16 protein-coding genes and 10 pseudogenes are annotated in these 25,298 nt (G+C 73.3%); 7 read left to right on the plus strand and 19 right to left on the minus strand.

What is annotated here, in order from left to right; genetic code table 11:
* Position 1: 1 nt before the first annotated feature.
* Together FF86_RS35675 and FF86_RS65800 are read left to right on the plus strand one after the other, a co-directional pair.
* Positions 2-719: pseudogene (locus tag FF86_RS35675) on the plus strand (hypothetical protein); the annotation flags it as partial.
* Positions 674-892 (plus strand): tetratricopeptide repeat protein, encoded by a 219-nt coding sequence (locus tag FF86_RS65800; RefSeq protein WP_396229831.1) that lies wholly within the window; start codon positions 674-676, stop codon positions 890-892. The pseudogene FF86_RS35675 and the gene FF86_RS65800, both read left to right, overlap by 46 nt.
* Before the next feature lie 299 nt (positions 893-1,191).
* Here the strand turns inward: FF86_RS65800 and FF86_RS10705 are convergent, their stop codons facing one another.
* Positions 1,192-2,061, minus strand: a complete 870-nt coding sequence (locus FF86_RS10705; protein ID WP_055408036.1) for a heme o synthase — start codon at positions 2,059-2,061, stop codon at positions 1,192-1,194.
* Positions 2,062-3,249: 1,188 nt separating this feature from the next.
* Here FF86_RS10705 and tal point away from each other — a divergent pair.
* The 4 genes from tal to pgl all read left to right on the plus strand — a co-directional run bounded on the left by tal (position 3,250) and on the right by pgl (position 8,218).
* Positions 3,250-4,365 carry a transaldolase gene (tal, locus tag FF86_RS10710; protein WP_044884730.1) on the plus strand — a complete coding sequence of 372 codons (1,116 nt, stop codon included), beginning with the start codon at positions 3,250-3,252 and terminating at the stop codon, positions 4,363-4,365.
* A 154-nt stretch (positions 4,366-4,519) separates the two neighbouring features.
* Positions 4,520-6,052: a glucose-6-phosphate dehydrogenase gene (gene zwf / locus FF86_RS10715; protein ID WP_044884731.1), complete on the plus strand. Its 1,533-nt coding sequence runs from the start codon at positions 4,520-4,522 to the stop codon at positions 6,050-6,052.
* Positions 6,053-6,161: 109 nt separating this feature from the next.
* The gene (locus FF86_RS10720) at positions 6,162-7,421 is read left to right on the plus strand and encodes a glucose-6-phosphate dehydrogenase assembly protein OpcA (RefSeq protein WP_044884732.1); all 1,260 of its coding nucleotides are present in this window, start codon (positions 6,162-6,164) and stop codon (positions 7,419-7,421) included.
* Positions 7,418-8,218: a 6-phosphogluconolactonase gene (gene pgl, locus FF86_RS10725; protein ID WP_044884733.1), complete on the plus strand. Its 801-nt coding sequence runs from the start codon at positions 7,418-7,420 to the stop codon at positions 8,216-8,218. The genes FF86_RS10720 and pgl overlap by 4 nt, the downstream gene beginning before the upstream one ends.
* 86 nt (positions 8,219-8,304) lie before the next feature.
* Here pgl and FF86_RS45610 read toward each other — a convergent pair whose 3' ends face one another.
* The 17 genes and pseudogenes from FF86_RS45610 to FF86_RS45660 form a co-directional block, all read right to left on the minus strand.
* Positions 8,305-8,484, minus strand: a complete 180-nt coding sequence (locus tag FF86_RS45610; RefSeq protein ID WP_242418532.1) for an SHOCT domain-containing protein — start codon at positions 8,482-8,484, stop codon at positions 8,305-8,307.
* A 920-nt stretch (positions 8,485-9,404) separates the two neighbouring features.
* Positions 9,405-10,492: pseudogene (locus tag FF86_RS45625) on the minus strand (serine/threonine-protein kinase); the annotation flags it as partial.
* A gap of 140 nt (positions 10,493-10,632) precedes the next feature.
* Entirely contained in the window at positions 10,633-10,968 is a 336-nt protein-coding gene (locus FF86_RS10740) for an RNA polymerase-binding protein RbpA (RefSeq protein WP_009399449.1), read from the minus strand.
* Between the two features lie 245 nt (positions 10,969-11,213).
* Positions 11,214-12,959, minus strand: a complete 1,746-nt coding sequence (locus tag FF86_RS10745; RefSeq protein ID WP_055407979.1) for an ABC transporter substrate-binding protein — start codon at positions 12,957-12,959, stop codon at positions 11,214-11,216.
* 65 nt (positions 12,960-13,024) lie between these two features.
* Entirely contained in the window at positions 13,025-13,255 is a 231-nt protein-coding gene (gene secG, locus FF86_RS10750; RefSeq protein WP_044884737.1) for a preprotein translocase subunit SecG, read from the minus strand.
* A 590-nt stretch (positions 13,256-13,845) separates the two neighbouring features.
* Positions 13,846-14,697: a triose-phosphate isomerase gene (tpiA, locus tag FF86_RS10755; protein ID WP_255354306.1), complete on the minus strand. Its 852-nt coding sequence runs from the start codon at positions 14,695-14,697 to the stop codon at positions 13,846-13,848.
* A gap of 15 nt (positions 14,698-14,712) precedes the next feature.
* Positions 14,713-15,915 (minus strand): phosphoglycerate kinase, encoded by a 1,203-nt coding sequence (locus tag FF86_RS10760; RefSeq protein WP_044884739.1) that lies wholly within the window; start codon positions 15,913-15,915, stop codon positions 14,713-14,715.
* A 241-nt stretch (positions 15,916-16,156) separates the two neighbouring features.
* On the minus strand, positions 16,157-17,164 hold the full coding sequence (gene gap, locus FF86_RS10765; protein ID WP_044884740.1) for a type I glyceraldehyde-3-phosphate dehydrogenase: 1,008 nt from the start codon (positions 17,162-17,164) through the stop codon (positions 16,157-16,159).
* A gap of 501 nt (positions 17,165-17,665) precedes the next feature.
* A complete protein-coding gene (gene whiA / locus FF86_RS10770; RefSeq protein WP_173667303.1) occupies positions 17,666-18,643 on the minus strand; it encodes a DNA-binding protein WhiA in 978 nt (325 codons plus the stop codon).
* Between the two features lie 14 nt (positions 18,644-18,657).
* A partial coding sequence (locus FF86_RS10775; protein WP_242418533.1) for a 2-phospho-L-lactate transferase CofD family protein occupies positions 18,658-19,475 on the minus strand: 818 nt, incomplete at its 5' end.
* Position 19,476: 1 nt separating this feature from the next.
* A pseudogene (locus tag FF86_RS45630) lies at positions 19,477-19,929 on the minus strand (2-phospho-L-lactate transferase CofD family protein); the annotation flags it as partial.
* Between the two features lie 2 nt (positions 19,930-19,931).
* Positions 19,932-20,311: pseudogene (locus FF86_RS45635) on the minus strand (RNase adapter RapZ); the annotation flags it as partial.
* Position 20,312: 1 nt separating this feature from the next.
* A pseudogene (locus FF86_RS45640) lies at positions 20,313-20,801 on the minus strand (RNase adapter RapZ); the annotation flags it as partial.
* Positions 20,798-21,863, minus strand: a 1,066-nt coding sequence (locus FF86_RS45645) for a helix-hairpin-helix domain-containing protein (RefSeq protein ID WP_242418534.1), incomplete at its 5' end; no start/stop codon positions are given. The gene FF86_RS45645 and the pseudogene FF86_RS45640, both read right to left, overlap by 4 nt.
* A 1-nt stretch (position 21,864) precedes the next feature.
* A pseudogene (gene uvrC / locus FF86_RS45650) lies at positions 21,865-22,846 on the minus strand (excinuclease ABC subunit UvrC); the annotation flags it as partial.
* 1 nt (position 22,847) lies between these two features.
* Positions 22,848-23,019 (minus strand): annotated as a pseudogene (locus FF86_RS45655) (hypothetical protein); the annotation flags it as partial.
* 1 nt (position 23,020) lies between these two features.
* Positions 23,021-23,230, minus strand: a pseudogene (locus FF86_RS45660) (GIY-YIG nuclease family protein); the annotation flags it as partial.
* 294 nt (positions 23,231-23,524) lie between these two features.
* Between FF86_RS45660 and FF86_RS10790 the strand changes: the two are divergent.
* A pseudogene (locus tag FF86_RS10790) lies at positions 23,525-23,894 on the plus strand (SsgA family sporulation/cell division regulator); the annotation flags it as partial.
* A 100-nt stretch (positions 23,895-23,994) separates the two neighbouring features.
* Here the strand turns inward: FF86_RS10790 and FF86_RS45665 are convergent.
* Positions 23,995-25,297: pseudogene (locus FF86_RS45665) on the minus strand (ATP-binding cassette domain-containing protein); the annotation flags it as partial.
* Position 25,298 lies beyond the last annotated feature (1 nt).

Here is a 25,298-nt window from a genome sequence, read left to right on the forward strand (position 1 = left end):
NCCCCCGACGCGACGCGGTCGACCTGCTCACCCGGCGGATCCCCGCGCTCGCCCCCGGGACGGCCGGGCGGATCGCGCAACTCCTCGGGGACCTGCCCTTGGCCGTGGAGCAGGCCGCCGGCTACCTGGGCGAGACCGGCATGCCGCCCGACGACTACGCCCAGCTCCTGCGCGGGCGGCTCGGGGACATGCTGCACCGCGGGTGGGTGCCCGACCGGCCCGGCATCACGATCGCCAACCTGTGGGACCTCTCCCTGGCACGGCTGCGCGCCGACCAGCCCGCCGCGGTCGGTCTGCTGGAACTGTGCGCGGCGTGCGCCGCGGAGGCCATCCCCCTCGACCTCTTCAGCGACAACATCGACGAACTACCCGCCGGCCCCCTCCACGACGCGGCGGCCGATCCCCTGGCCTGGGCGGACACGGTTGGCGCGCTCGTCGACTACGGGCTCACCCGCCGCGACGGGCCCACTCTCACCGTGCACCGGCTCACCTCCGCCGCCGTCCGCACCACGATGACCCCCGACCAGCACACCACCACCGACGCCACCCTCATCCACCTCCTGCGCGCGACCCTGCCGGCAGGCATTGCCGGGCACCCGGAGAACTGGCCCCGCTGGCGCACTGTGCTTCCCCACCTCCGCACCGCCCTCGACCGCCACTCCGACCAGGACGGATCAGACGAGAACCTCACCCGGGACCCGACCACCCTGACACCCTGACCAGCCGCCACAACCTCGCCGGCGCCTACCGGTCGGTGGGACGCCTCGATGAGGCCATCGCCCTGCACGAACAGACCCTCACCGAAAGCGTGCGTGTCCTGGGTCAGGACCATCCAGTCACGGCAACGATCCGGGAGAATCTGGCGGCCGCCCGAACCGCACGCACCGGCTGACTGCTGACTGCTGACAGCTCGCAGACGGCGCCGTCCGTCCGGTAAGAACGGCCGAGCCGTGGCCTCGTGCCGTTGTGCTTTCTGGCGCCTCGTCCGGAGAGGTCGCAACCCGAGCGAACAGTTCGCCGCGGCCTGGTCTGCGGCGAGACGGCTGATCATTTCTGCGGGAAACGCTGCCGGTGGGACCGCGAAGTGTTCCGCGGAACCCGAGCGCCCCCGAAGGCCAGACGCGCCGGCCGCGGGTGTGCGGTCGGCGCGTCTGGGGAGTCGGATCGGTGGGATCCGAGGCGGAGCGGGGGTCAGACGACGGCGGTGACCGCGATCGCGACGAACAGCAGCGTCAGGTAGGTGATCGACATGTGGAACAGACGCATGGGGCGGGGATCGTCGCCGCGGCGGGTCCGGCGGTCGATGCGGTGCGCCTCGGCGAGGAACCAGGCGCCGACGACCACGGCGGACACCAGGTACACCGGGCCGGTGTGGGCCACCGGGACCAGCGCGAGCGAGGCGGCCACCATCGCGTACGAGTAGCCGAGGATGCGCCGGGTCACCACCTCGACGGGGGCGACGACGGGCAGCATCGGGATGCCGGCCGCGGCGTAGTCGTCGCGGAACTTCATCGCCAGCGCCCAGAAGTGCGGCGGGGTCCAGAAGAACACCACGGCGAACAGCAGCACCGCCGACCAGCCCACGGTGCCGGTGACCGCGGACCAGCCGATGAGGACCGGGAAGCAGCCGGCCGCGCCGCCGATGACGATGTTCGACGGGGTACGGCGCTTGAGCCCGAGGGTGTAGACGAAGACGTAGAAGGCGATCGCGCCGTCCGCGAGCAGCGCCGACGGCCAGTTCACCAGCAGGCCGAACATCAGCGTCGAGACGATGCCGATGGCGATGCCGAAGACGAGCGCCTCGGTCGGGGTGACGGTGGCACGGACCAGGGGGCGCCGCTTGGTGCGGGCCATGACCTGGTCGATGTCCCGGTCGACGTAACAGTTGATCGTGTTGGCGCTGCCGGCCGCCAGGGTGCCGGCGACGAGGGTGACGGCGATCAACCAGAGCGAGGGCATCCCCCGGTCCGCGAGCATCATCACCGGCACGGTGGTGATGAGCAGCAACTCGACCACGCGCAGCTTCATGAGCGCGACGTAGGCGCGGATCTTCGCGTTCACCGCGGCGAACCCACTCGCGACGGGCGGCACCGCGGCGGCGGGCGCCGCGTGGGCGGCCGCCGTGCCGTTCGACGCCNCCGTGGGGGAACCGGAGCGATGGGTCGCCGTGGGAGAACCGGAGCGGTGGGTCGCTGTGGGGGAAGCGGTTCCGTTCGAGCCGGACGTGCCGTTCGAGCCGGACGTGCCGTTCGAGCCGGATCCGACGCGTGACGCGGCGGTCGAACCGTGGGGAATCACCGTCACGTTCGACATGACGGCGCCGACCGGGGAGGCCGCCGTGCCGTTGGACTTCGCGGTGCCGTTCGACTTCGCGGTGCCGTTCGAGACCGCGACCCCGTTCGAGACCGCCGTGCCATTCGAGACCGCGACCCCGTTCGAGCGGCCGGTTCCGGCGGGCTTCGCGACACCGTTCGAGAGTCCGACCCCACCGGAGATCGCGCTACCGGTGGGTGTCGCGTTCGCGGGGGACGGCATGGCTGCCTCGGTCGGTGCGGTCTCGGGGCGCGGGGCGTCCGCGGGGTCGGGGGCACCCTGGGCCGGGACATGGTCCGGGGCAGGCGGGAGCGTGGTTGCGGCGATCACCGACGGAGAGGTGCCCGACCGCACCGGTCCGCGTGTGGTGACGTGCCGGCGACGAAGGGCGGCCTCGGTAGACAGAGCGACCTCGCGATCGGCGGGATCGGCGGACGACCCGCACTGTACGGAGCCCCGGGGACGGAGCGGACGGTGTTCTACGACGTGTCGGAGTCTAGCCGCCGGATTGGGGCGCACGCGCGGCGGCCGCACCCGCACCGGGCAGCGGACGGTGCGGTCTGGATCACGTCGCCGGTCGCGCGTCCAGCCGGCCGGGCCACCGGACGGGGTCGTCCCGCCCGCGGCCCAGGCCCGGCGTGGTGTGTCTCACGAGTGCCGTCCTGCCAGTTCACGCCGGGTGTTCTTCCAACCGCTACCCGCGCGTCACAGAGCCGAACAGATGGGGATCAGACTGGAACCAGACTGGGATGGAGCCGGCGCGACGGGGTAGTGCCCACAGGGGTGCACCCGGCGGGCGTCAGGTCGGAGCCGGCCTGNGCCGCGCGCCGGTCGGCGGCGCACCGGAACCGATTCCCGGCGACGGGCATCACCGGCACCGAGAACGGCTTGACCTGTTGTGGACGTTCACCGCCCGCGGAGAGGAACCAAAGCCTGATGAGCAACCCCCTGTCCGAGCTCTCGGCCGCCGGAGTGGCGGTCTGGTTGGACGACATCAGCCGGGACCGGCTGCGCACCGGCAACCTCGCCGATCTGGTCGCCAACCGCAGCGTCGTCGGTGTCACCAGCAATCCGACGATCTTCCAGAAGGCGATTGCGTCCAGCGACCTGTACAACGAGCAGCTACGCGACCTGAAGGTCCGCGGTGTCGACGTCGGCGAGGCGGTGCGCGCGATCACCGCCGCGGACGTCCGTGACGCCTGCGACGTGCTGCGCGGCGTCTACGACGCCTCCGGCGGGGTCGACGGGCGGGTGTCCCTCGAGGTCGACCCCCGCCTGGCCCACGAGGCCGAGCGCACCGTCGCCGAGGCCCGCGCGCTGTGGTGGCTGGTGGACCGGCCCAACCTGTTCATCAAGATCCCGGCCACCCAGGACGGGCTGCCGGCGATCACCGAGACCCTCGCTCAGGGCATCAGCGTGAACGTCACGCTGATCTTCGGCCTGGACCGCTACGACGCCGTCATCGAGGCGTTCATCGCAGGTGTCGAGCAGGCGATCGAGGCCGGCCGGGACGTCAGCGACCTGGCCTCGGTCGCGTCGTTCTTCGTCAGCCGGGTCGACTCCGAGGTCGACGCCCGGCTGGAGAAGATCGGCACGCCGGAGGCGAAGGCGCTGCACGCGAAGACGGCGATCGCGAATGCCCGGTTGGCCTACGAACGGTACGAGAAGGCGTTCGCCACCCCTCGGTGGCAGGCGCTGGCCGCGCAGGGCGCGAAGCCACAGCGGCCGCTGTGGGCGTCCACCTCGACGAAGGACCCGTCCCTGCCGGACACGATCTACGTCTCCGAGCTGATCGCGCCCGGCACCGTCAACACCATGCCCGAGGCGACCCTGCAGGCGTTCGCCGACCACGGGACGGTCCGCGGGGAGACCATCCGCCCGTACTACGACGACGCCCGTGGCGTGTTCGCCGCGCTGGCCGCCGTCGGCGTGGACCTCGACGACGTGATCGAGACTCTGGAGACCCAGGGGGTACAGAAGTTCGAGGACTCGTGGAACCAGCTGCTCGGCACCATCGCGCAGCAGCTCGGCAGGTCCGGTTCGGACGGCTAGCCGGCACGTCCCGCGTCGTGAGCATGACCCCGATCGGCCGGGTGACCGGGCCGGTCCGCGGCCGTGGTGATCGTCTCAGCGTCCGTCGTGGACAGGCGACGGTCGCAGGTGAAACAACCTCGGGTAGACCGAAGCGAGAACGAAGGGGGAACGGGTGGCGCCCACGGTGAGATCCAACCCGCTGCGGGATCCACGTGACCGCAGACTGCCCCGGCTGCCGGACGCGAGCGCCCTCGTGGTGTTCGGTGCGACCGGTGACCTGGCCCGCAAGAAGCTGATTCCCGCCGTCTACGACCTGTTCAGCCGCGGGCTGCTGCCGCCTGGTTTCGTGCTGCTCGGTTTCGCGCGCAGGGACTGGTCGGACGGCGATTTCGTCGATTTCGCCCGCGAGTCCGCCGAGAAGGGCGCGCGCACCCCGTTCCGGGACGAGGTCTGGGACCGGCTGGCCGGCTCCGTCCGCTTCCTGCAGGGCTCCTTCGACGACGACGCGGCCTTCGACCGGCTCGCCTCGACGCTGGAGGACCTGGAGCGCTCGCACGGCATCGGGGGCAACGCCGCGTTCTACCTGTCCATCCCGCCCTCGGCGTTCCCGGTCGTGCTCAAGCAGATGCAGCGCACGGGCCTGTCCTCGGCGCAGGACTCGGGCGGCTGGCGCCGCGTCGTCATCGAGAAGCCGTTCGGGCACGATCTGGCCTCGGCTCGCGACCTCAACGCCCTGGTCGACGACGTGTTCACCCCGTCGGGGGTGTACCGGATCGACCATTACCTGGGCAAGGAGACGGTGCAGAACCTGTTCGCGCTGCGGTTCGCGAACAGCCTGTACGAGCCGATCTGGAACTCGCAGTTCGTCGACTCGGTGCAGATCACCATGGCCGAGGACGTCGGCATCGGCACCCGCGCCGGCTTCTACGACGAGACCGGCGCCGCCCGCGACGTGCTCCAGAACCACCTGCTCCAGTTGCTCGCCCTCACCGCGATGGAGGAGCCGGTCAGCTTCGGCCCGGAGACGATCCGCACCGAGAAGCTCAAGGTGCTGCGCGCCGTCTCGCTGCCCGACGACCTTGCCCGCTTTGCCGTGCGCGGCCAGTACGAGCAGGGCTGGCTCGCCGGGGAGCGGGTTCCCGGCTATCTCGACGAGAAGGACATCCCGCCGGGCTCCCGAACGGAGACGTTCGCCGCGGTACGGCTCGGCATCGAGACCCGCCGCTGGGCCGGGGTGCCGTTCTACCTGCGGACCGGCAAGCGGCTACCCCGACGGGTCACCGAGATCGCGATCGTGTTCAAGAAGGCGCCGCACCTGCCCTTCGACCACACCGACACCGCCGAGCTCGGCAACAACCAGCTCGTCATCCGGGTGCAGCCCGACGAGGGCGTCACCCTGAAGTTCGGTTCCAAGGTGCCGGGCTCGGCGATGGAGGTCCGCGACGTCGCGATGGACTTCCTGTTCGGCGAGGCGTTCACCGAGGCGCTGCCCGAGGCCTACGAGCGGCTCATCCTCGACGTGCTGCTCGGCGACGCGACGCTGTTCCCGAACAACGCCGAGGTCGAGGAGTCCTGGCGGATCGTCGACCCGCTGGAGGAGTACTGGGCGAACACGACCCCGCACCGCTACCGCGCGGGAAGCTGGGGGCCGGCGGCGGCCGACGAGATGCTCGCCGCGGACGGCCGCCGGTGGCGGCGGCCGTGAGCGCGCCCGCCCACCGGCGCCCGGCCGGCCATCACGGCGTGCACCCTCCCGTCGACCGAGGCTTCCCGTCGGCCGGCGGCCCACTCCCGCGGACGGATAGGAGCCCCTCGTGACCACGCTGTGGGACACCACCGGTTCTGAGGTGGTCAAGGCCCTCTCCGCCGAGCGGCGGGCGGCCGGGGCGCTGGCCTTCGGGCTGGCGCTCACCCTCGTCGCCGTCGTCGACGAGAGGCACGTCAGCGAGGCCGAGGGCGCGGCGACGCTCGCCGCCTCCGCCCACCCGTGCCGGCTGCTCATCGTGGTGCGCCGTCAGATCGAGTCGCCGCACCCCCGGCTGGACGCCGAGGTCTCGATCGGCGGCCGGCTCGGCCCGGGTGAGGCGGTCGTCATGCGGATGTCGGGGCGCCTGGCGCTGCACGCCGAGTCGGTCGTGCTGCCGCTGCTCGCCCCGGACGCCCCGGTGGTCACCTGGTGGCACGACGAGCCGCCGGTCCGGATCGCCTACGATCCGCTCGGCGTCTTCGCCGACCGCCGCGTCACCGACGTCACCGCCGCCCCCGACCCGCTGGCCGCGCTGTCCCAGCGGGCGACGGACTTCGCGCCCGGCGACACGGACCTGTCGTGGACCCGCCTGACGCCGTGGCGGACCCTGCTCGCCGCGGCGTTCGACACCGTCAGCGACCGGCCCGACGCGGCGGTGATCACCTCCGGGCGGGCCAACCCGAGCGCCCAGCTCTTCGCCGGCTGGTTGCAGAACAAGCTCGGCATCCCGGTGTCCGTCGAGGAGGTCGGGAGCCGGCCCGACATCACGAAGGTGACCGTGTCCTTCGGCGGGTCCGAGCTCGCGATCTCCCGGACCGACTCCCGCACGGCGAGGATCTCCCGGTCCGGCTACCCGGACCGCGTCCTGCCGCTGCCGGGCCGCGGCGTCGGCGAGCTGCTCGCCGAGGAGCTGCGCCGGCTCGACGACGACGAGGTCTTCGCTGAGGCGCTGGGTACCTGGAGCGGCCTGGCGCACCTCGCCGACCGCTCGCCGCACCGCGAGCACATCTGGCGCGACCCGATGGACAAGTCCGTGACGGTCACCAGCACGGTTCCGCCGACCGCCGGCGCCGCCCAGGCCGGGGCGACCTCCCAGGCGGGAACGACATCCCCTGCCAGGAGCGCACCCCAGACCGGGAGCGCATCCCAGACCGGGAGCGCACCCCAGGCGGGAACGGCGTCCTCCGCCGGGAGCTCCCCGCCCGCCGGCCTGTCGGGCTCCGCCGCCCAGGCGAAGCGGCCGGCGCGCGGCCCGGCCGCCGGGTCCACATCCGGGTCCACATCCGGATCTGCGACGGCGGACCAGCCGAAGGCGGGCGGCGCATGACAGCCGAGCCGCAGCTCGTCCCGCACCGCGACGCCGGCGTCCTCGCCCGCGCCGCCGCCGCCCGGCTGATCACCCGGCTGATCGACGGGCAGGCCGCCCGCGGCGAGGCGTCGGTGGTGCTCACCGGCGGTGGCATCGGCATCGCACTGCTGCGAGCGGTCCGGACGAACCCCGCGGTCGACGCGGTCGACTGGTCCAGGGTCGACGTCTGGTGGGGCGACGAGCGGTTCGTCCCCGCGGACTCCCCCGACCGCAACGACCGGCAGGCCCGCGAGGCGCTGCTCGACCACATCCCGGTCGACCCGAAGCGGGTGTTCCCGATGGGCCATCACGCGGCCCAGACGGCCGGCGGGGACGTCGAGGGCAGCACCGCGGCATCCGGCTACGCCGACCCGGAGTCGGCGGGGGCGGAGTACGCGGCCCTGCTCGCCGGCCGCGCGGCGCCGGGCGCCGCGGTCCCCGTGTTCGACGTCGTCCTGCTCGGTCTCGGCCCGGAGGGGCACGTCGCGTCCCTGTTCCCGAACTCGCCGGCGGTCGTGGCCACGGAGCCGGTGGTGGCCGTGCACGACTGCCCGAAGCCGCCGCCGGAACGCATTTCCCTGACCCTGCCGACGATCCAGTCGGCCCGCGAGGTGTGGGTGATCGTCGCGGGTGAGGAGAAGGCCGGGGCCGTGGCCGCGTCGTTCTCCGGAGCGGGGCCGATCGACGTCCCGGCAACCGGAGCCGTGGGCCGCGAACGCACCCTCTGGCTGGTCGACCGGGCGGCCGCCTCCCGCCTGACACCGACCCACGGCTGACACCGACCCCGGCTGAGGCGCCGGTGGGTTGGTGCGGTGGGTTGGTGCGGTCGGCGGGCCGGGTTTTCCGGGACCGCCGCCTGTGCTCAGGCGAGGATCCGCGTCTTGCCGCGTTCGAACTCGACGTCGCTGATGATGCCCTGATCGCGCAGGTCCGCGAGCTTGCCGAGCTCGTCGGCGCTGCTCGCCGGGGCGGCGGCCCGCTCGAGATACGCCCGCCACGCCCGCTCGTCCCGGTCCGCGGCGGCGCGGCTGCGCTCGTGCATGNTGCCGCCGCGGACGACGAGGTAGGCGAGCACACCGAGACAGGGCAGCACGACGATGGCGGCGGTCCAGNCCGCCTTCGCCCAGCCAGACAGGTCCGGGCTGCGGAAGACATCGGTGATCACCGCGAAGAGCAGGAACAGCCACAGGACGAAGGCGAAGAACCAGACCATGTAGAGGAACACGCTCAGCAACGGGAAGTCGGGATCCACCGCGGCACCTCCAGTCAGTACCGTCGCCCCGGACCCGGGGGACGGTCGCCGGTCCGCGCGGAGCCTGCGGGCCGAGACCCGGGTCATACCCGCCCGCGGCCGCCCCGCCGTCGCCCCCGGTCACCCGTCCGGGGTGGAAACCCGAGTCCCGCCACGCCTCCCCTGCCTCCCCTGGATGCTCGTGGTATTCGCCGGCGGGGTCGGCTCACCCGGGCACCCGACGCAGCACCGCATGCCCGCCCGGAACAATCAAGGACGCTGGATAGTCGTAGTCCAGGGTGCCGTCGGTGCGCAGCACGAGGACGTCGACCGCGTTCGCGACGCACGCCACGCCGCCCGCGGTGAGACGCTCGGCGAACCGGGCCTCGGCGCNGCGGACGCTCAGGAGCTCCAGGTCGGCCGCGCAGCCGTCGCGCGTGTTCCGGTTACTGCCCAGGGTCTCGCCCACCCGGCCGCCGGCCAGGATGAGCTCGGCCGGATACGAGGCCTCGTCCTGCGCGACCGTCCCCCGCCACCGCCCGATCATGCCGGCGGGCAGGTCGCCGCCGTTCCCCGGCCGCGCCGCGCCGTCCCCGTCGACCGCGGCGACGGGCCCGGCCGACCGGGACGGGCCGATCTCGCCGCCACCACCGCCACCGCCGGAGGTGAGCAGAAGGATCCCGCCAGCCACGGCCACGACCGCCACCAGCGCGGCGAGCAGCAGGCCGACNGGCCGCCAGTCCCACCGCCCCCCGCTCGGCCCCGTCGGCGGCGACCCGCCCGCCACCGGGCGCCGCCCCGGCACCGCGCCGGGCATGGCCCGCAGGGACACCGGCGTCGCGCTCCCCGGGGCTACTCCGGTCACGCCATCCGGGACCGCTCCGGACACGCCACCCGGGACCACCCCGGACACGCCACCCGGAGCCGCTCCGGTCGCGCCACCCGGCACTCGACCGCGCGCTGCAGGGGCCGGGCGCAGCGGCGCGGAGCCGGATGACGCCCGGGTGAGCAGGGCCTGCGCGCCGTCGGGGCGCAGCCGGCTCGCCGGGCTCTTGGCCAGCAGGCCGGCGATCGCGGGGGCCAGCGGGCCGGCGCGGGCGAACGGGGGCGGGTCGGCGTGCAGCACCGCGCCGACCGTCAGCGGCAGGGTCTCCCGGTGAAACGGGGGGACCCCCTCGACGGCGAGGTAGAGGGTGGCGCCGAGCGCGAACAGGTCGCCGGCGAGGGTCGCCGCACCGCCGAGCAGCCGCTCGGGGGCCATGTAGGCGGGGGTCCCGCCGCTACCGAGACCCCCGGTCAGCGTCGGGTCGGAGACGTGCGTGGCGATGCCGAAGTCGGTGAGCAGCACCCGGCCGTCGTGCGCCAGCAGGATGTTGGACGGCTTGACGTCGCGGTGCAACACCCCGAGCCGCTTGCCGGCGACGAGGGCGTCAAGGACGGCGAGGCCCACCCGGGCCGCGCGTTCCACCGGCAGCGGGCCCCCGCGCTCGACGGTGGCGACCAGGGTGGCGGCGGGCACGTAGTCCATCACGATCCACGGCAGCCCGTCCTGCTCGACGGCGTCGTGGACGGTCACGACGTGCGGGTTGCCCCGTAGCCGGGCGGCGTTGCGAGCCTCCCGCATCGCCGTGTCGACCTGGCCGGCCCGCTCGGCGTCCTCGAGGTCGGCCGGGAACCGGATCTCCTTGACTGCGACGTCGACCCGCAGCACCTCGTCGTACGCCCGCCAGACGGTGCCCATCCCGCCGGCGCCCAGCCACTCGACCAGCCGGTAGCGCCCCGCGACGAGCCGACCGGCGCCGACGTCATCAACGGTCACGGCGCATCATCCTCGGCGGTGGGCCTGGCGGGGCCGGGCGGGAGCGTCCCGCGCACCCGCGCCGGGCACCAACCGACGGCCCGCCTGTCCGGCCGCGGGCGCGAGCGCGGCGCGGGCCGGATGTCAGGCCTCGAATCAGCCTAGGGGGCGCCCCGCAGCTTGGCGAGGGCTTCCGCGAGGATCGCCTCGCCGTCCTTCTCGTTACGCCGCTCCCGGACGTAGGCGAGATGGGTCTTGTACGGCTCGGTCCGCGGCGGGGCCGGGGTGTTGTCCCGGTCCCGCCCCGCCGGAAAGCCACAGCTCGGACAGTCCCACGTGTCGGGAATGGCCGCGTCCGCGGCGAACGACGGTCTCGTCTCGTGCGCGTTGGCACACCAGAAGGAGATGCGCTGGCGGGGCGCGGTCTCGCCGCGCTCCGCCTCTCCCATCGGTCCTGCCCCGACCCGGCTCCCCCGGATGGCGTTGCCACCTGCCACGGCCCGCGTGCTCCTTCGTCTCGTCCCATGGGTGGTAGCCCGGAACCCGCTGCGGCGGCCCCGCGGTGTGCACCACCGCGGGAACCGACAGCCGGTTCCGCAAGCATGACGTTCCCGGCCACTCCCCCGGGTTGTCCCTCCGGGTACGTCCTGGGGGGAGTGTAGGCCGCCAGGGCCCAACGTGGATGCACCGACCACCCCAACCCGGCCATGCACAGCCGGGACGATCAAGGACGGGTCGGGCGTCATCCGGATCCGAGCGACACGGCGGACGGATCGGCCGTGCCGATGGACGGCACGATCGCGAACGTCGTGACCCCCGCGCTGTGGAACTCCGGGGTGTGCACGACCGCCAGCGGGATCACCGCGGCGCTGCCGACGACGGTCTGCTCCAGCGCGCCCCACGAGGCGGCCGCGGTGGTCTCCGAGGTGGCCCGCAGGGCGGCGTCGAGCTGGCGGGAGGCGTTCGGATCGCGGTAGCCGCCGTCGGCGGGCCGCGGGCCGAGCCACTGCTCGTCCAGCAGCGGCTGGAAGACCGTGCGCCCGGCGTCGCCGAACCACGCCGGGGTGATCGTGGACAGCGCCAGGTCCCAGAACTGGCCGGTGGGCTGGACCGCCGCGGCGGTCCAGCGCGCACCGGTGCGGATCCGCACGTCAAGGCGGACGCCAGCGCGGGCGAACGCCGTACGCAGCGCCTCGGCGACCGCCGCGTCGGTGGCGCTGTCGGTGGTGAGCAGCGACAGCGCCGTGACGGGTCCGCCGGGGGTCTGGCTGAGCGCCTCCCGACAGCGGGCCGGGTCGCCGAGGCCGGCGGGGCTCGGGAACGGGTCGGCGTCGTTGTAGCCGGTCATCGGCTCCTGCAGCAGCCCGCCCGTGGTGGCGGCGAACTCGGGGCCGCCGAGAGCCGCGGCCAGGCTCACCCGGTCGATGCAGTAGGGCAGCGCCTGGCGGATGGCCGGTTCGCGCAGGGCTGCCGCGGACGGCCCGTCGAGGCCTACCGTGAGCGCCAGGGTGGAACCCACCGGGGCGACGACGAGGCGCGGGTCCTTGGCCTTCGCCAGTTCCGCGGCCCGGCCGGCCGGGAGTTCACCGTCGAGCGCCATGTCCGCGTCGCCGCGTTCGAGCTGCTGCTGCATCTGTTCGGGGGACAGCCCGTCGATGATCGTGATGTGGTCGGGTAGCGCCCGGCGGATGCCGTCCGAGGAGGCGCTCCACGACGGGTTTCGGGCCAGCCGGTAGCCCGGCGTGGCGTCGTCGTCCGGGGCGATGGTGAACCGGTAGGGCCCGTCGGAGACCAGGTTGTGCAGGTACTCCGGCGAGTCGGGCGGATAGGCGAGCGCCTCCAGCGGCACCGGCGACGCCGCCGGCAGGGCCAGTACGTCGACGAAGTCGTTCACCGGGGCGAGCAGGTGGAACGCGACGGTGTCATCGCCGACGATCTCCACCCCCTCGATGGTGTTGCTCTCGACGAAGGCGGCGGCGTCCCCGGCCGGGGTCGCCGCGAGCTCGGTACAGAATTCGCGGAAGCCGACGACCGTCGCGGCGAAGTAGCCGCGCAGCGGGGAGGGATCCGGCGGCACGCACAGCCGCTTGATGCCACGGGCGACGTCGTTGGCCGTGATCCGCCGCTGGTTCGGGGTGTCCCAGCGGGCCGCCGACCGCAGCCGGACGGTGTAGACCAGCCCGTCCTCGGTGACAATCGGCGCCCCGGCGGCCAGGTCGGGCCGCGGGACTGTCGACTTCGCCGCATCGGCGTCGGCGGGATAGCTGTAGAGCTGGCGGGCGACGAGGCGGACGACGGCCTGCTCGCCGGGCTGGTCGGCCCAGCCCGGGTCTCCGCTGGGCATCTGCTGGGTGACGATGCGCAGGGTGCCCCCGGGCTTGGCCGCCGGCGGGGTCGTGGCGATGGCCGTCGGGGTGGGGCTGGGGGCGGCGAGGCGGCCGGAGCCGCCGGAACCGCCGCTGCAGGCCGCGACGGTGACGGCGAGCACGGCGGCGAGCGCCGCAAGTCGAGACGCCGCCGCCCTCCGGGGGCGGCGGCGCGCACGCGGGGCGTTCAATTCTTCAGCAGCAGACCGAGACCGATGATGCAGACGAACCACACGGTCCCGACCAGGATGGTCAGCCGGTCGAGGTTCTTCTCCACGACGGAGGAACCGCCGAGCGACGAGGACACGCCCCCACCGAACAGGGTGGACAGACCGCCGCCCTTGGCCCGGTGCAACAAGACGAGCAGGATCATCAGAATACTCGCGATGATCAAGGCGATCGACAGACCGACCGTCATTCAGACCAGCTCCTGCTCCTCGGGGAGGTGGCAGGAGACCCGCGCCCGGCTCGCCTCCGCGACAGTGGAGGCTCCACGGCCCTGCACACCTCCTGCGCCTTCCAGCAACCTGCGCCTACCAAGCGACCCACGCCTGCCAAGCACCCTGCACCTGCCAAGCACCCTGCACCCGGCAGGCAACCCACGCCTGCCAAGCAACCCACGCCTGGCAGCAACCTCGGTGGATCCGGCAACCGTCAGGGGGCAAGCGGTATCGGCACACGTCGCCAGGCAACAGTATCCGCTTGCACCGGCGAGCCCCCGCNGGAACCGGCACCGCGAGGGCCGGGTGCGTGACCGGGTACACGGCGGGCAGCCGCATACAGACCGGCCCGGCCGGCCGTTTCTCTACGGTTCCGCCAAGGTACCGCACCCTGTCGCCCGGACCGCGGTGACGCACCCCGCTCCGGGCGCGCGATGCGCAGCCGGGTCCGGCCGGCGGGCGAGCGTTGCGTGCGTCGAGATCTGGCACCGCACCCACAACGGCACTGCGCCCACAACGGCGAGAGCCCGGCGGGGTTCACCCCCACCGGGCTCTCGGTTCGGCCGCCTCAGGCGGGCGGGCCGCTGCGCACGATGCCGACGAACTCCTCGGCGACGAGGCTGGCCCCGCCGACGAGCCCGCCGTCGACGTCGGGCATGGTGAACAGCTCGCCGGCGTTCGCCGCCTTCACCGAGCCGCCGTACAGCACGCGGATGCCCGCGGCCACCGCGTCGCCGTAGAGCCGGGCGAGCTGCCCGCGCACGGCGGCGCACATGTCCTGGGCGTCCTGGGCGGACGCCGTGCGGCCGGTGCCGATCGCCCACACCGGCTCGTAGGCGATGACGATCGTCGCGGCCTGCTCGGCGGTGATCCCGGCAAGCGACCCGGTGAGCTGGCCCAGCACGTGCTCGACGTGGGTGCCGGCCGCGCGGATCTCCTCCACTTCGCCGACGCACAGGATCGGCGTGATCCCGGCGGCGTAGGCCGCCTTCGCCTTCGCGGCGACCAGGGCGTCGTCCTCGTGGTGGTCGGCGCGGCGCTCGGAATGGCCGACGACGACGTAGGAGCAGCCGAGCTTGGCCAGCATCGACCCGCTGATGTCGCCGGTGTGCGCGCCCGAGCCGTGCGGAGAGAGGTCCTGCCCGCCGTAGCCCAGGGCGAGCTTGTCGCCGTCGATCAGCGTCTGGACGCTGCGCAGGTCGGTGAACGGCGGGATGACGACGACCTCGACGGTCTCGAGCTCCGCGGGCTTGAGATCGAAGGCGATCTTCTGCACCAGCGCGATGGCCTCGAGGTGGTTGAGGTTCATCTTCCAGTTGCCGGCCACCAGTGTCCGCCGCCCGGTGCCCTTGTCCTTGCTCACGCGGTTCTTACCTTTCTCGGTACCCCGTTCGGATCGTCCCCGGCCCAGCGGTGCCATCACCGGCTCCCGGTCTCAGACATCGAGCGCCGCGAGGCCGGGCAGCGTCTTGCCCTCGAGGTACTCCAGGCTCGCCCCGCCGCCGGTGGAGATGTGGCTGAAGGCGTCGTCGGGGATGCCGAGCGTGCGCACGGCGGCGGCGGAGTCCCCGCCACCCACCACGGAGAAGCCGTCCCCGGCGGCGATCGCCTCGGCGACCCCGCGGGTGCCGGCGGCGAACGGCGCGAGCTCGAACACGCCCATCGGGCCGTTCCAGAACACGGTCGCGGCGCCGGCGAGCCGCTCGGCGAACTGCGCCGTGGACTCCGGGCCGATGTCCAGGCCGAGCCAGCCCGCCTCGATCCCGTCGGCGGCGACGACCGCCGTCTGGGCGTCGGCGGCGAAGCGGTCGGCGACGACGACGTCGGTCGGCAGCACGATCCGGTCGCCGCCCTCGGCGAGCAGGGCCTTGCAGGTGTCGATCATCTCGGACTCGAGCAGCGAGCCCCCGACGCCGTGGCCGAGGGCCGCCAGGAAGGTGAAGCACATGCCACCGCCGACGAGCAGCGCGTCGACCTTGGGCAGCAGGGCGCGGATGACCCCGAGCTTGTCCGACACCTTCGAGCCACCGAGGACCACCGCGTAGGGGCGGGCCGGGTCGGCGCTGAGCCGGCGCAGCACGTCGAGCTCGGTGAGCACCAGCCGGCCGGCCGCGTGCGGCAGGCGCTTGGGCACGTCGACGACGCTGGCGTGGGCCCGGTGGACCGCGCCGAAGGCGTCGCCGACGTAGAACTCGGCCAGGGCCGCCAGGGCGTCCGCGAACGACGCCCGGGTCACGGCGTCCTTGCTGGTCTCGCCGGGCGAGAAGCGCAGGTTCTCCAGCAGCGCCACCTCGCCGTCGCCGAGACCGGCGACGACCTCACGCGCGCGGGCGCCGGAGATGTCGCCGGTGCCGTCGCCGGCGAAGGCCACCGGCCGGCCGAGCAGCTCGCCGAGGCGGACCGCGACCGGCTCCAGCGAGTACTTGGGGTCGGGCTCGCCCTTGGGACGGCCGAGATGGGAGGTCACGATCACCCGCGCGCCACGGTCCAGCAGCGCGGCGATCGTCGGGACACTGGCGCGGACCCGGCCGTCGTCGGTGATGCGCGGGGTGTCGCCCGAACGGTCCAGCGGCACGTTCAGGTCGCTGCGGACCAGGACGCGGTGCCCGGCGACCTGTAGGTCGTCGATCGTCCTCACTCTTGGTTACTCCATTGGGTTCGAGACCGGGGAAGGGAGACGGGCGATGCTGCGAACCGCCTCCGGCGATCCCCACCGGGAACCTGGCCGGACACGCTCCGCGGCGTTGCGGTTGCGATGCGAGAGGAAGAGTGNGGGACGCAACCACGACGGCCGGGACCGCGGACGGCGGCCCCGGCCGGAACGGCGCCTTGCACCACAGCGAAACCAGTACTACAGCGAGACCAGTACTACGGCGAACCTAGAGGCGGGCGCCGACCAGGGCGGTCAGGTCGACCAGCCGGTTGGAGTAGCCCCACTCGTTGTCGTACCAGCCGACGATCTTGACCTGGTTGCCGGCGGACATCGTCAGCAGCGAGTCGAAGGTGCAGGATGCCGGGGTGTTCACGATGTCGGAGGAGACGATCGGGTCCTCGGTGTAGACCAGGTAGCCCTTGAGCGGGCCGTCGGCCGCCGCCCTGAACGCCGCGTTGACCTCGTCCTTGGTCGCCGGCGTGTTCAGCGTGGCGACCAGGTCGGTGACCGAGCCGTCGAGCACCGGCACCCGCATGGCGATGCCGTCGAGCTTGCCCTTGAGGTGCGGCAGGACCAGCGCGGTGGCCTTGGCGGCACCGGTGGTGGTCGGGATGATGTTCTGCGCCGCCGCCCGGGCCCGGCGCAGGTCCTCGTGCGGGAAGTCCAGGATGACCTGGTCGTTGGTGTAGGCGTGGATGGTGGTCATGAGGCCCTGGCTGATGCCGAACGCCTCGTCGAGGACCTTGGCCATCGGCGCCACACAGTTCGTGGTGCAGGAGGCGTTGGACAGGATGTGGTGCTTCGCCGGGTCGTAGGCGTCGTCGTTCACGCCCACGACGACGGTGATGTCCTCGTCCTTGGCCGGGGCCGAGATGATGACCTTCTTGGCACCCGCCGTGAGGTGCTTGCCCGCGTCGGCGGCCTTGGTGAACCGGCCGGTGGACTCGATGACGATGTCCACGCCCAGCTCGCCCCAGGGCAGCGCGGCCGGGTCGCGCTCGGCGAGCACCTTGATCAGGGTGTCGCCGACCCGGATGCCCTCGTCGACGACGCTGACCGGCGCGGCCAGCGTGCCCAGGGTGGTGTCGTACTTGAGAAGGTGCGCGAGGGTCTTGTTGTTGGTCAGGTCGTTGACGGCGACGATCTCAAGGTCGTCCCGCTTGCTCGCCGCGAGCGCCCGCCAGAAGTTACGGCCGATCCGCCCGAAGCCGTTGACACCCACCCGCGTAGCCACGTTCAGGACTCCCTACCGTCTTGTCTCGTCGTTTCGACGGCCACGACGCCGCTTGCGTCATGACCGGAGTTCGGTATNTCGTTGTCGAGGCAGGAGCCTAACGAGTTCGCACATCATCGGCGGTAATCCGAACCGTGCGGTGTTGGTCTCCTCACACGGGACCGCGCGTCCGTCGGGCTACCTGCTCCCACCCGGTCACGACGATGCTCCGCCTCCGGAGGTTCCCGCCGCTCCCCCACCCGGACCCCCGGGCCAGGCACGTCCCGCGCTTGCCTGTCACACCGTCCGAGCCGCTCCACCGTTCGGGCACCCCCGCGGCGCGAGGCCTGCACCGTCCCCTGCGTGCGATCCCGATGGTGCTACTCCGCGATTATTCCACGGACGTTCGGGCATCGTTGGTCCGACCTCGGCACGTTCCGCCACCAACGGGCCCTTATCAGGAATAGCGCTGATCCAGCTAGCGAAATGCCCGGAATCAACCAGATGACGCATTGTCAACACTCAGGCGTTCTCCAGCAGGTCCGGCGAGACGCTTGCCTCGGTGTTGGGGATGCCGAGTGCGTTCGCCCGCTTGTCCGCGAGCGCCAGCAGCCGCCGGATCCGCCCGGCGACGGCGTCCTTGGTCAGCGGCGGGTCGGCGAGCGCGCCGAGTTCCTCCAGGGACGCCTGGGCGTGTTCCAGGCGCAGCCGGCCCGCGGCGAGCAGGTGCTCGGGCGCGTCGTCACCGAGGATGCGCATCGCCGCCTGCACCCGCGCCCCGGCCGCGACCGCGGCGCGGGCCGAGCGGCGCAGGTTGGCGTCGTCGAAGTTCGCCAGCCGGTTCGCCGTCGCCCGGACCTCGCGGCGCATCCGCCGCTCCTCCCAGGCCATCAGGCTGTCATGGGCACCGATCTTGGTCAGCAACGCGCTGATGGCGTCCCCGTCCCGGATGACCACCCGGTCGACCCCACGCACGTCGCGGCTCTTGGCCTGCACACCGAGCCGCCGCGCCGCCCCGACCAGCGCGAGCGCCGCCTCCGGACCGGGCGAGGTCACCTCGAGCGAGCAGGACCGGCCAGGTTCCGTCAGCGACCCATGGGCGAGGAACGCACCCCGCCATGCCGCCGCCGCGTCGCAGGCCGAGCCGGTGACGACCTGCGGCGGCAGCCCGCGGACGGGCCGGCCACGCTGGTCGAGCAGCCCCGTCGAGCGGGCGAGTTGTTCACCGTCGCGTTCGACCCGCACGATGTAGCGCACCGAGCGGCGCAGCCCCCCGGCGGCGAGCACCGCCACCGTGGACGGGAAGCCGAAGACCTCGGCGACCTCCCGACGCAGCCGACGCGCGGTCGCACCCGTATCCAGCTCCGCCTCCACCACGATGCGGCCCCCGACGATGTGCAGCCCCCCACCGAAACGCAGCAGGGCTGCCATCTCGGCCCGCCGGCAACAGGGCTTCGCGACCCGTAGCCGGCTCAGTTCGTCCTTGACGGTGGCCGTCATCGCCGCCACACCGATCACTCCTTGGCTTCACCGAATGGGGTCCGGCGAACGGCGCCGCCGGACGATGGGTACTTCGTGACCGGCCGCCGGCTGACCCCCGCGGACGGCGCCCGCGGCACCGACGGGGCCGGCGGCCCGGACGGCCCGGTGCGGACGGCCGGCGACGCCGCCGCGGACTGTGCGCCCGCTTCGGACCGTGCGCCCGCTCCGGACCGTGCGAACACTGCACGGAAGGCCTCGGCAAGGCGGGCCGGGTCGTGCACGGGTGCGCCGGGCACCCGCACCGGCGCGAGATGCAGCCGGGCGCCGAGATCCGCCGCAGCCCGCGCCAGCGGGTCGGGCTCGGGCACGGCACTCGGATCGGCGATCACGACGTCCAGGCGCAGCCCGGGCACGTGCCGGCGCAGGGCGTCGAGGTGGGCCTGCGGGGTGTACCCGGCGGTCTCCCCCGGCTGGGCGGCCAGGTTGAGGACCATCAGCGTGCGCGCCCGCGAGGTGGTGATCGCCTGCCGCATCCCAGGCACCAGCAGGTGCGGCAGCATGCTCGTGTAAAGCGAGCCCGGGCCGAGCACGAGCCAGTCGGCCGCGTGGGCCGCCGCCACCGCCTCCGCGCAGGCCGCCGGTTCCGCCGGTGCGAGCCGGACACCGGCCACCCGTCCCGCCGTGGTGGCAACTGCGGCCTGCCCGCGTACCTCGGTCACCGCCCCCGGTACGGCCGGGTCCAACCCGAGGACGTCGGCGACGATGTCGATGCCCGCGGTGGACAGCGGCAGTACCCGACCCCGCGCCCCGAGCAGGCCGGCGGCGAGATCGAGGGCGGCAACCGGGGAGCNGGTGTGCTCGGCCAGCCCGGTCAGCACCAGGTTCCCCACGGCGTGCCCGGCCAGCGAGCCGGAGCCGGCGAACCGGTGTTGGAAGAGCTCCGCCCAGGTCGCCGGCGGGCCGTCCGGGCCGGCGAGCGCGGCCAGCGCCATCCGCAGGTCCCCCATGGGCAGCGCGCCGAGCTCCGCTCGCAACCGCCCCGATGATCCGCCGTCGTCGCCGACGGTAACCACCGCCGTCAGCGCCGAGGTGAGCTGGCGCAGCGCGGCCAGCGAGGCGGCGAGCCCGTGGCCGCCGCCGAAGGCGACGACCGCCGGCTCCAGCCCGGCGCCCGCGTCCTCGACGGCCTGGACGGCCTCAGGGGCCACGGCGACCCCAGTGACCCCGGCGCCCTCAGCGCCCCCGGTGGCCCCAGCGCCCTCAGCGGCCCGGGGGTCACGGCCGGGGCCGGTGGGCTTCGGCACGCTCACTCCCGTCCCAGATCGCGGTGCACGACCCGGACCCCGACGCCGTCGGCGGCCAGTCGCGCGCCGAGCTGCTCGGCCATCGCCACGCTGCGGTGCTTGCCGCCGGTACACCCGACCGCGAGGGTCAGGTACCGCTTGCCCTCCCGCGCATAGCCCTCCCCGACCAGGCGCAGCAGGGCCGCGTACTGGTCAAGGAACTCCTGCGCCCCGGGTTGGGCGAGGACATAACTACGCACCTGCGGATCCCGCCCGGTGTAGGGGCGCAGCTCCTCCACCCAGTGCGGATTGGGCAGGAATCGGCAGTCGGCGACGAGGTCGGCGTCCAGCGGCAGCCCGTACTTGTACCCGAACGACACCACGGTGGCGTTGAGCCGGTTCGNGCCCGGCTGCCCGAACGCCGCATCGATCTTCGACCGCAGCTCGTGGACGTTCAGGTCCGTGGTGTCGAGGACGAGATCGGCCTCGCCACGCAGCTCGGCGAGCAGCGCCCGTTCCCGGCCGATGCCGTCGACCACGCGCTCGTCGCCCTGCAGCGGATGCGGCCGGCGGACGTGGTCGAACCGCCGGATGAGCGCGTCGTCGCTGGCTTCGAGGAAGAGCATCCGGGGATGCATGCCGCGGGCGTCCAGCGCCGCGACCGCTGCCCGCAGGTCGGAGAAGAACGCCCGGCCGCGGACGTCCACGACCACGGCGATCCGGCTGACCGCGCCCCCGGAGCGGTGGCCGAGCTCCGCCATGGTGGACAGCAGGGCCGGCGGCAGGTTGTCGACGACGAACCAGCCGAGGTCCTCCAGGCACTTGGCCGCGGTGCTGCGCCCCGCGCCGGACAGGCCGGTGATGATGGCGAGGTCGAGGGTCGGGGTGGTCATGACGGCCTTCCCGAGTCGGCGTGGTGCAGGGCGCGTGCCGCCGCGGCGGGATCGTCCGCCGCGGGCGCCGGTGCGGTCCGCACCGGGTCGGGTTCCGGCGCGGGCGCCGGTGGCGCCTCGTCGAGGATCTCACCGGTGCGAGGGTCGACGGCGGGGGTGGGGGCGGCGGCGGTGCCCGGCGCGGACCGGCCGAGCGCCGTGAGGATCGCCGCGGCGGTGCGCGGCCCGATCCCGGGCACCTGGGCGATCTCCTCGGCGCTCGCCGCCCGCACCTTCGCCACCGAGCCGAACTGCCGCAACAGCGCCTTGCGCCGGGTCTCCCCGAGGCCGGGCACGTCGTCGAGAGCGGAGGTCACCATCGCGGCGGACCGCTTCTGCCGGTGGTAGGTGATGGCGAAACGATGCGCCTCGTCCCGGACCCGCTGCAACAGGTACAGCGCCTCGGAGGCGCGCGGCAGGATCACCGGCTCCGCGGAGTCGGGCAGCCAGACCTCCTCCAGCCGCTTCGCGAGCCCGCACAGCGCCACCCCGCCGGGCCCCGTGTCGATGCCGAGCTCGTCGAGGGCTCGGGCGGCCGCGGCGACCTGCGGGGGGCCACCGTCGACGACGACGAGGTTCGGCGGGTAGGCGAACTTGCGGGGTCGGCCGGTGTCCGGGTCGATCGACTGCGCCGCGCCCGTCGGGACGGCCCGGCCCCGCCCGTCCCGCACGCCCGCCTCGGCACCGGCAGGGACGTCGCCCGCGAGGTCGCCAGTCTGATCGGCGGTGGAAGCGGCGGTGGGGCCGACGGCGAGATCCTCCACGGGGTCGACGATGTCGACGAGTTCCCCCGTGCGGGACCGCTCGGCGAGGTACCGGGAGAACCGGCGGTGGATGGTCTCGTACATGCTGGCGACGTCGTCCTGCCCGGCGTCCGGCCGCCCGTGCTCGCGGCCGGCGCCCGCGCCGCCGCGGATGGAGAACCGGCGGTACTCCGACTTGCGCGCCAACCCGTCCTCGAAGACGACCATGCTCGCGACGACGTTGGTGCCCTGGATGTTCGACACGTCGTAGCACTCGATGNGCAGCGGCGCGTCCGGCAGCTCCAGGGCCTCCTGGAGCTCGGCGAGCGCCCGGCTGCGCGCGGTCAGGTCGCTGGCCCGCTTCGTGCGGTGCAGCGTCAGCGCCTGGCGGGCGTTGCGCTCCACGGTCTCCAGCAGGGTGCGCTTGTCGCCGCGGCGCGGCACCCGGACCTCGACCCGGCCGCCGCGGGCGACGCTGAGCAGCTCGGCCACGGCGTCCGCGTCCGGGGGCAGGGCGGGCACGAGAATCTCGCGCGGGATGCCCGCGCCCTGCGGGTCCGTGCGCGGCGACCGGGCCGGCGGCGTGGGCCCGGCGGCCCGAGCGGCAGCCACGACGGCGGCATCCGATGCGCCGGCCTGCCCGGCCTGCCCGGCCTGCCCGGGGGGAACGGGGGGAACGGGGGGAACGGCGCCGGCGGTGGTGAGCGAGGTGCCCTCCAGGTACTCCTGGGTGAGGAACTGCTCCACGAGGTCGGCCGTGGTCACCTCGTCGAGCTTGTCGACCACCCAGCCGCGTTGCCCGCGCACGCGACCACCGCGAACATAGAAGATCGCGACCGCGGCCTCCAGCTCGTCCTCGGCGAAGGCGATCACGTCGGCGTCGGTGCCGTCGGGCAGCACGACGGCCTGCTTCTCGATGGCGCGCCGCAGGGCGCCGGCGTCGTCGCGCAGCCGCGCGGCCCGCTCGTACTCCTGGGCCGAGGCGGCCTGCTGCATCTCCTGCTCGAGCCGGCGCAGGTAGCGGCCGGTCTGACCGGACATGAAGTCGCAGAAGTCGTCGACGATCTCCCGGTGGGTCTCGGCATCCACCCGGCCGACGCAGGGCGCCGAGCAGCGGTCGATGTAGCCGAGCAGGCACGGCCGGCCGACCTGCCCGGCCCGCTTGAACACCCCCGCCGAGCAGGTGCGCGCGGGGAAGACGCGCAGCAGCAGGTCGAGGGTCTCCCGGATCGCCCAGGCGTGGGCGTACGGACCGAAGTACCGNACACCCTTGCGCTTCGGTCCCCGCATGACCTGCAGACGCGGGAACTCCTCGTGGAGGGTCACCGCGAGGCTCGGGTAGCTCTTGTCGTCGCGGTACCGGACGTTGAAGCGCGGATCGAACTCCTTGATCCACGTGTACTCGAGCTGGAGGGCCTCGACCTCCGTGGAGACCANGGTCCAGTCGACCGCGCTGGCGGCCTGGACCATGTGCTGGGTACGCGGGTGGAGCGTGTGCAGATCGGCGAAGTAGTTGGCCAGCCGGGCCCGCAGGTTCTTGGCCTTGCCCACGTAGAGCACACGGCCGTGCTCGTCGCGGAAGCGGTAGACGCCGGGGGTCTCGGGAATCGAGCCCGGCGCGGGTCGGTAGGACGCCGGATCAGCCATGAACCGAGCCTACGGCGACCATCATCCCGCATGAGCAGCGCCTGCACGTAACCATTTCATCACGCATAGCGCGCAACCTCATCGGCGGGCCCTCTCGAAGCGTGGCAGAAGGATGACAGCAGGCGACAGATCCTGAAGCTGGTCGTGATTAATCCCGGACTTTCCGTTGTTTCTGGTGCCCCNACTGGCGTCCGGCGCGGGGGGCTGCGACCCTCGACACATCGGGCAAGCGAACCGAGGGAGNCAGCTCGTGCTTGGTGAGGACGTCACGGCGGAGTTCGTCGTGGACGACGNGGCCAGCCGTGGGCGGGTGACGGTGTTCCAGATCTGCTGGCGTGCGTGCGATCCGCTGGCCGTGTCCATGACCCTGGTGTCCAGGCCGGAGCACCCCGCGCTGCCGCAGGGGAGCTGGGTCGCCCCCCGCGACGCCCTGCGTGCCGGGCTGGAGGCGGCGGTCGGCGACGGCGATGTGCGGATCGGCCCCGACCCCGGGGAGGGCGGCGTCCGGCTGGACCTGGTCGACGGGGATCGCCACTCCGTCGTGGTCCTCGCGACGGCGTCGCTGCGCAGCTTCCTGGACCGCACCGAACGGCTGGTGCCGACCGGCCAGGAGCACACCGAGCAGGAGCTGGACACCGTCCTGGCGAACCTGCTCCAGACCTGATCTCCCCGGCCCCGGGCGGCCGCACCGCGGACCCGCGCGGTCGACGGATCCCCGCCCGGCGCCGGCCACCCTGTGGCCCGCCGGGCGGCCGGCGCGCCTCTCAGCGGGCCGCCGCTTCGGCGAGCCTGCGCCGCCGAGCGCCTCCCCCACCACCGGCCTCGGCCGCCGCCCCGCCGGCGGCCGGGACCCGGTCGCCGAGGATCTCCCGAAGGAAGACCCCGGTGTGGCTCTCCTCGACTGCGGCAACGGTCTCGGGCGAGCCCTGGGCGACGACCCGACCGCCGCCGGTGCCGCCCTCCGGCCCCATGTCGATGATCCAGTCCGCCGTCTTGATGACGTCGAGGTTGTGCTCGATCACGATCACCGTGTTGCCGGCGTCGACGAGCCGGCCGAGCACCCCGAGCAGCTTGCGGATGTCCTCGAAGTGCAGCCCGGTCGTCGGCTCGTCGAGGACGTAGACGGTCCGGCCGGTGGAGCGCCGCTGCAGCTCGGAGGCGAGCTTGACCCGCTGCGCCTCGCCGCCGGACAGCGTCGGCGCCGACTGGCCGAGGCGGACGTAGCCGAGTCCGACGTCGTTGAGCGTGCGCAGGTGACGGGCGATCGCCGGCACCGCGGCGAAGAACTCGGCCGCCTCCTCGATCGGCATGTCGAGGACCTCGGCGATGTTGCGCCCCTTGTAGTGGACCTCGAGGGTCTCCCGGTTGTAGCGGGCACCGTGACAGACCTCACACGGCACGTACACGTCCGGCAGGAAGTTCATCTCGATCTTGATGGTGCCGTCGCCGGAGCACGCCTCGCAGCGGCCGCCCTTGACGTTGAACGAGAACCGGCCCGGCAGGTACCCGCGGACCTTGGCCTCGGTCGTCTCGGCGAACAGGCGGCGGATGTGGTCGAACACGCCGGTGTAGGTGGCCGGGTTGGACCGCGGGGTCCGCCCGATCGGCGACTGGTCGACCCTGACTGCCTTGTCGAGGTGGTCGAGGCCGCTGACGGTCCGGTGCCGGCCGGGCACCTCGCGGGCGCCGTTGAGCTTGTTGGCCAGCACGGCGGCGAGGATGTCGTTGACGAGGGTGGACTTGCCCGACCCGGACACCCCGGTGACGGCCACGAAGCAGCCCAGCGGGAACGAGACCGTGACGTCGCGCAGGTTGTGCTCGCGGGCGGCGTGCACCGTCAGCGCCCGCCCCTTCGTCGGCACCCGGCGGATGTCGGGCACCGGGATCTGGCGCCGGCCGGAGAGGTAGGCGCCGGTCATCGACTCCTCGCTGGCGAGCAGCTCCGCCACCGGCCCGGAGACGACGACCCGCCCGCCGTGCTCACCCGCGCCGGGGCCGATGTCGACCACCCAGTCGGAGGCCCGGATGGTGTCCTCGTCGTGTTCGACGACGATGAGCGTGTTGCCCN

Source organism: Frankia sp. CpI1-P (genome assembly GCF_001421075.1).
GTDB lineage: Bacteria > Actinomycetota > Actinomycetes > Frankiales > Frankiaceae > Frankia > Frankia torreyi.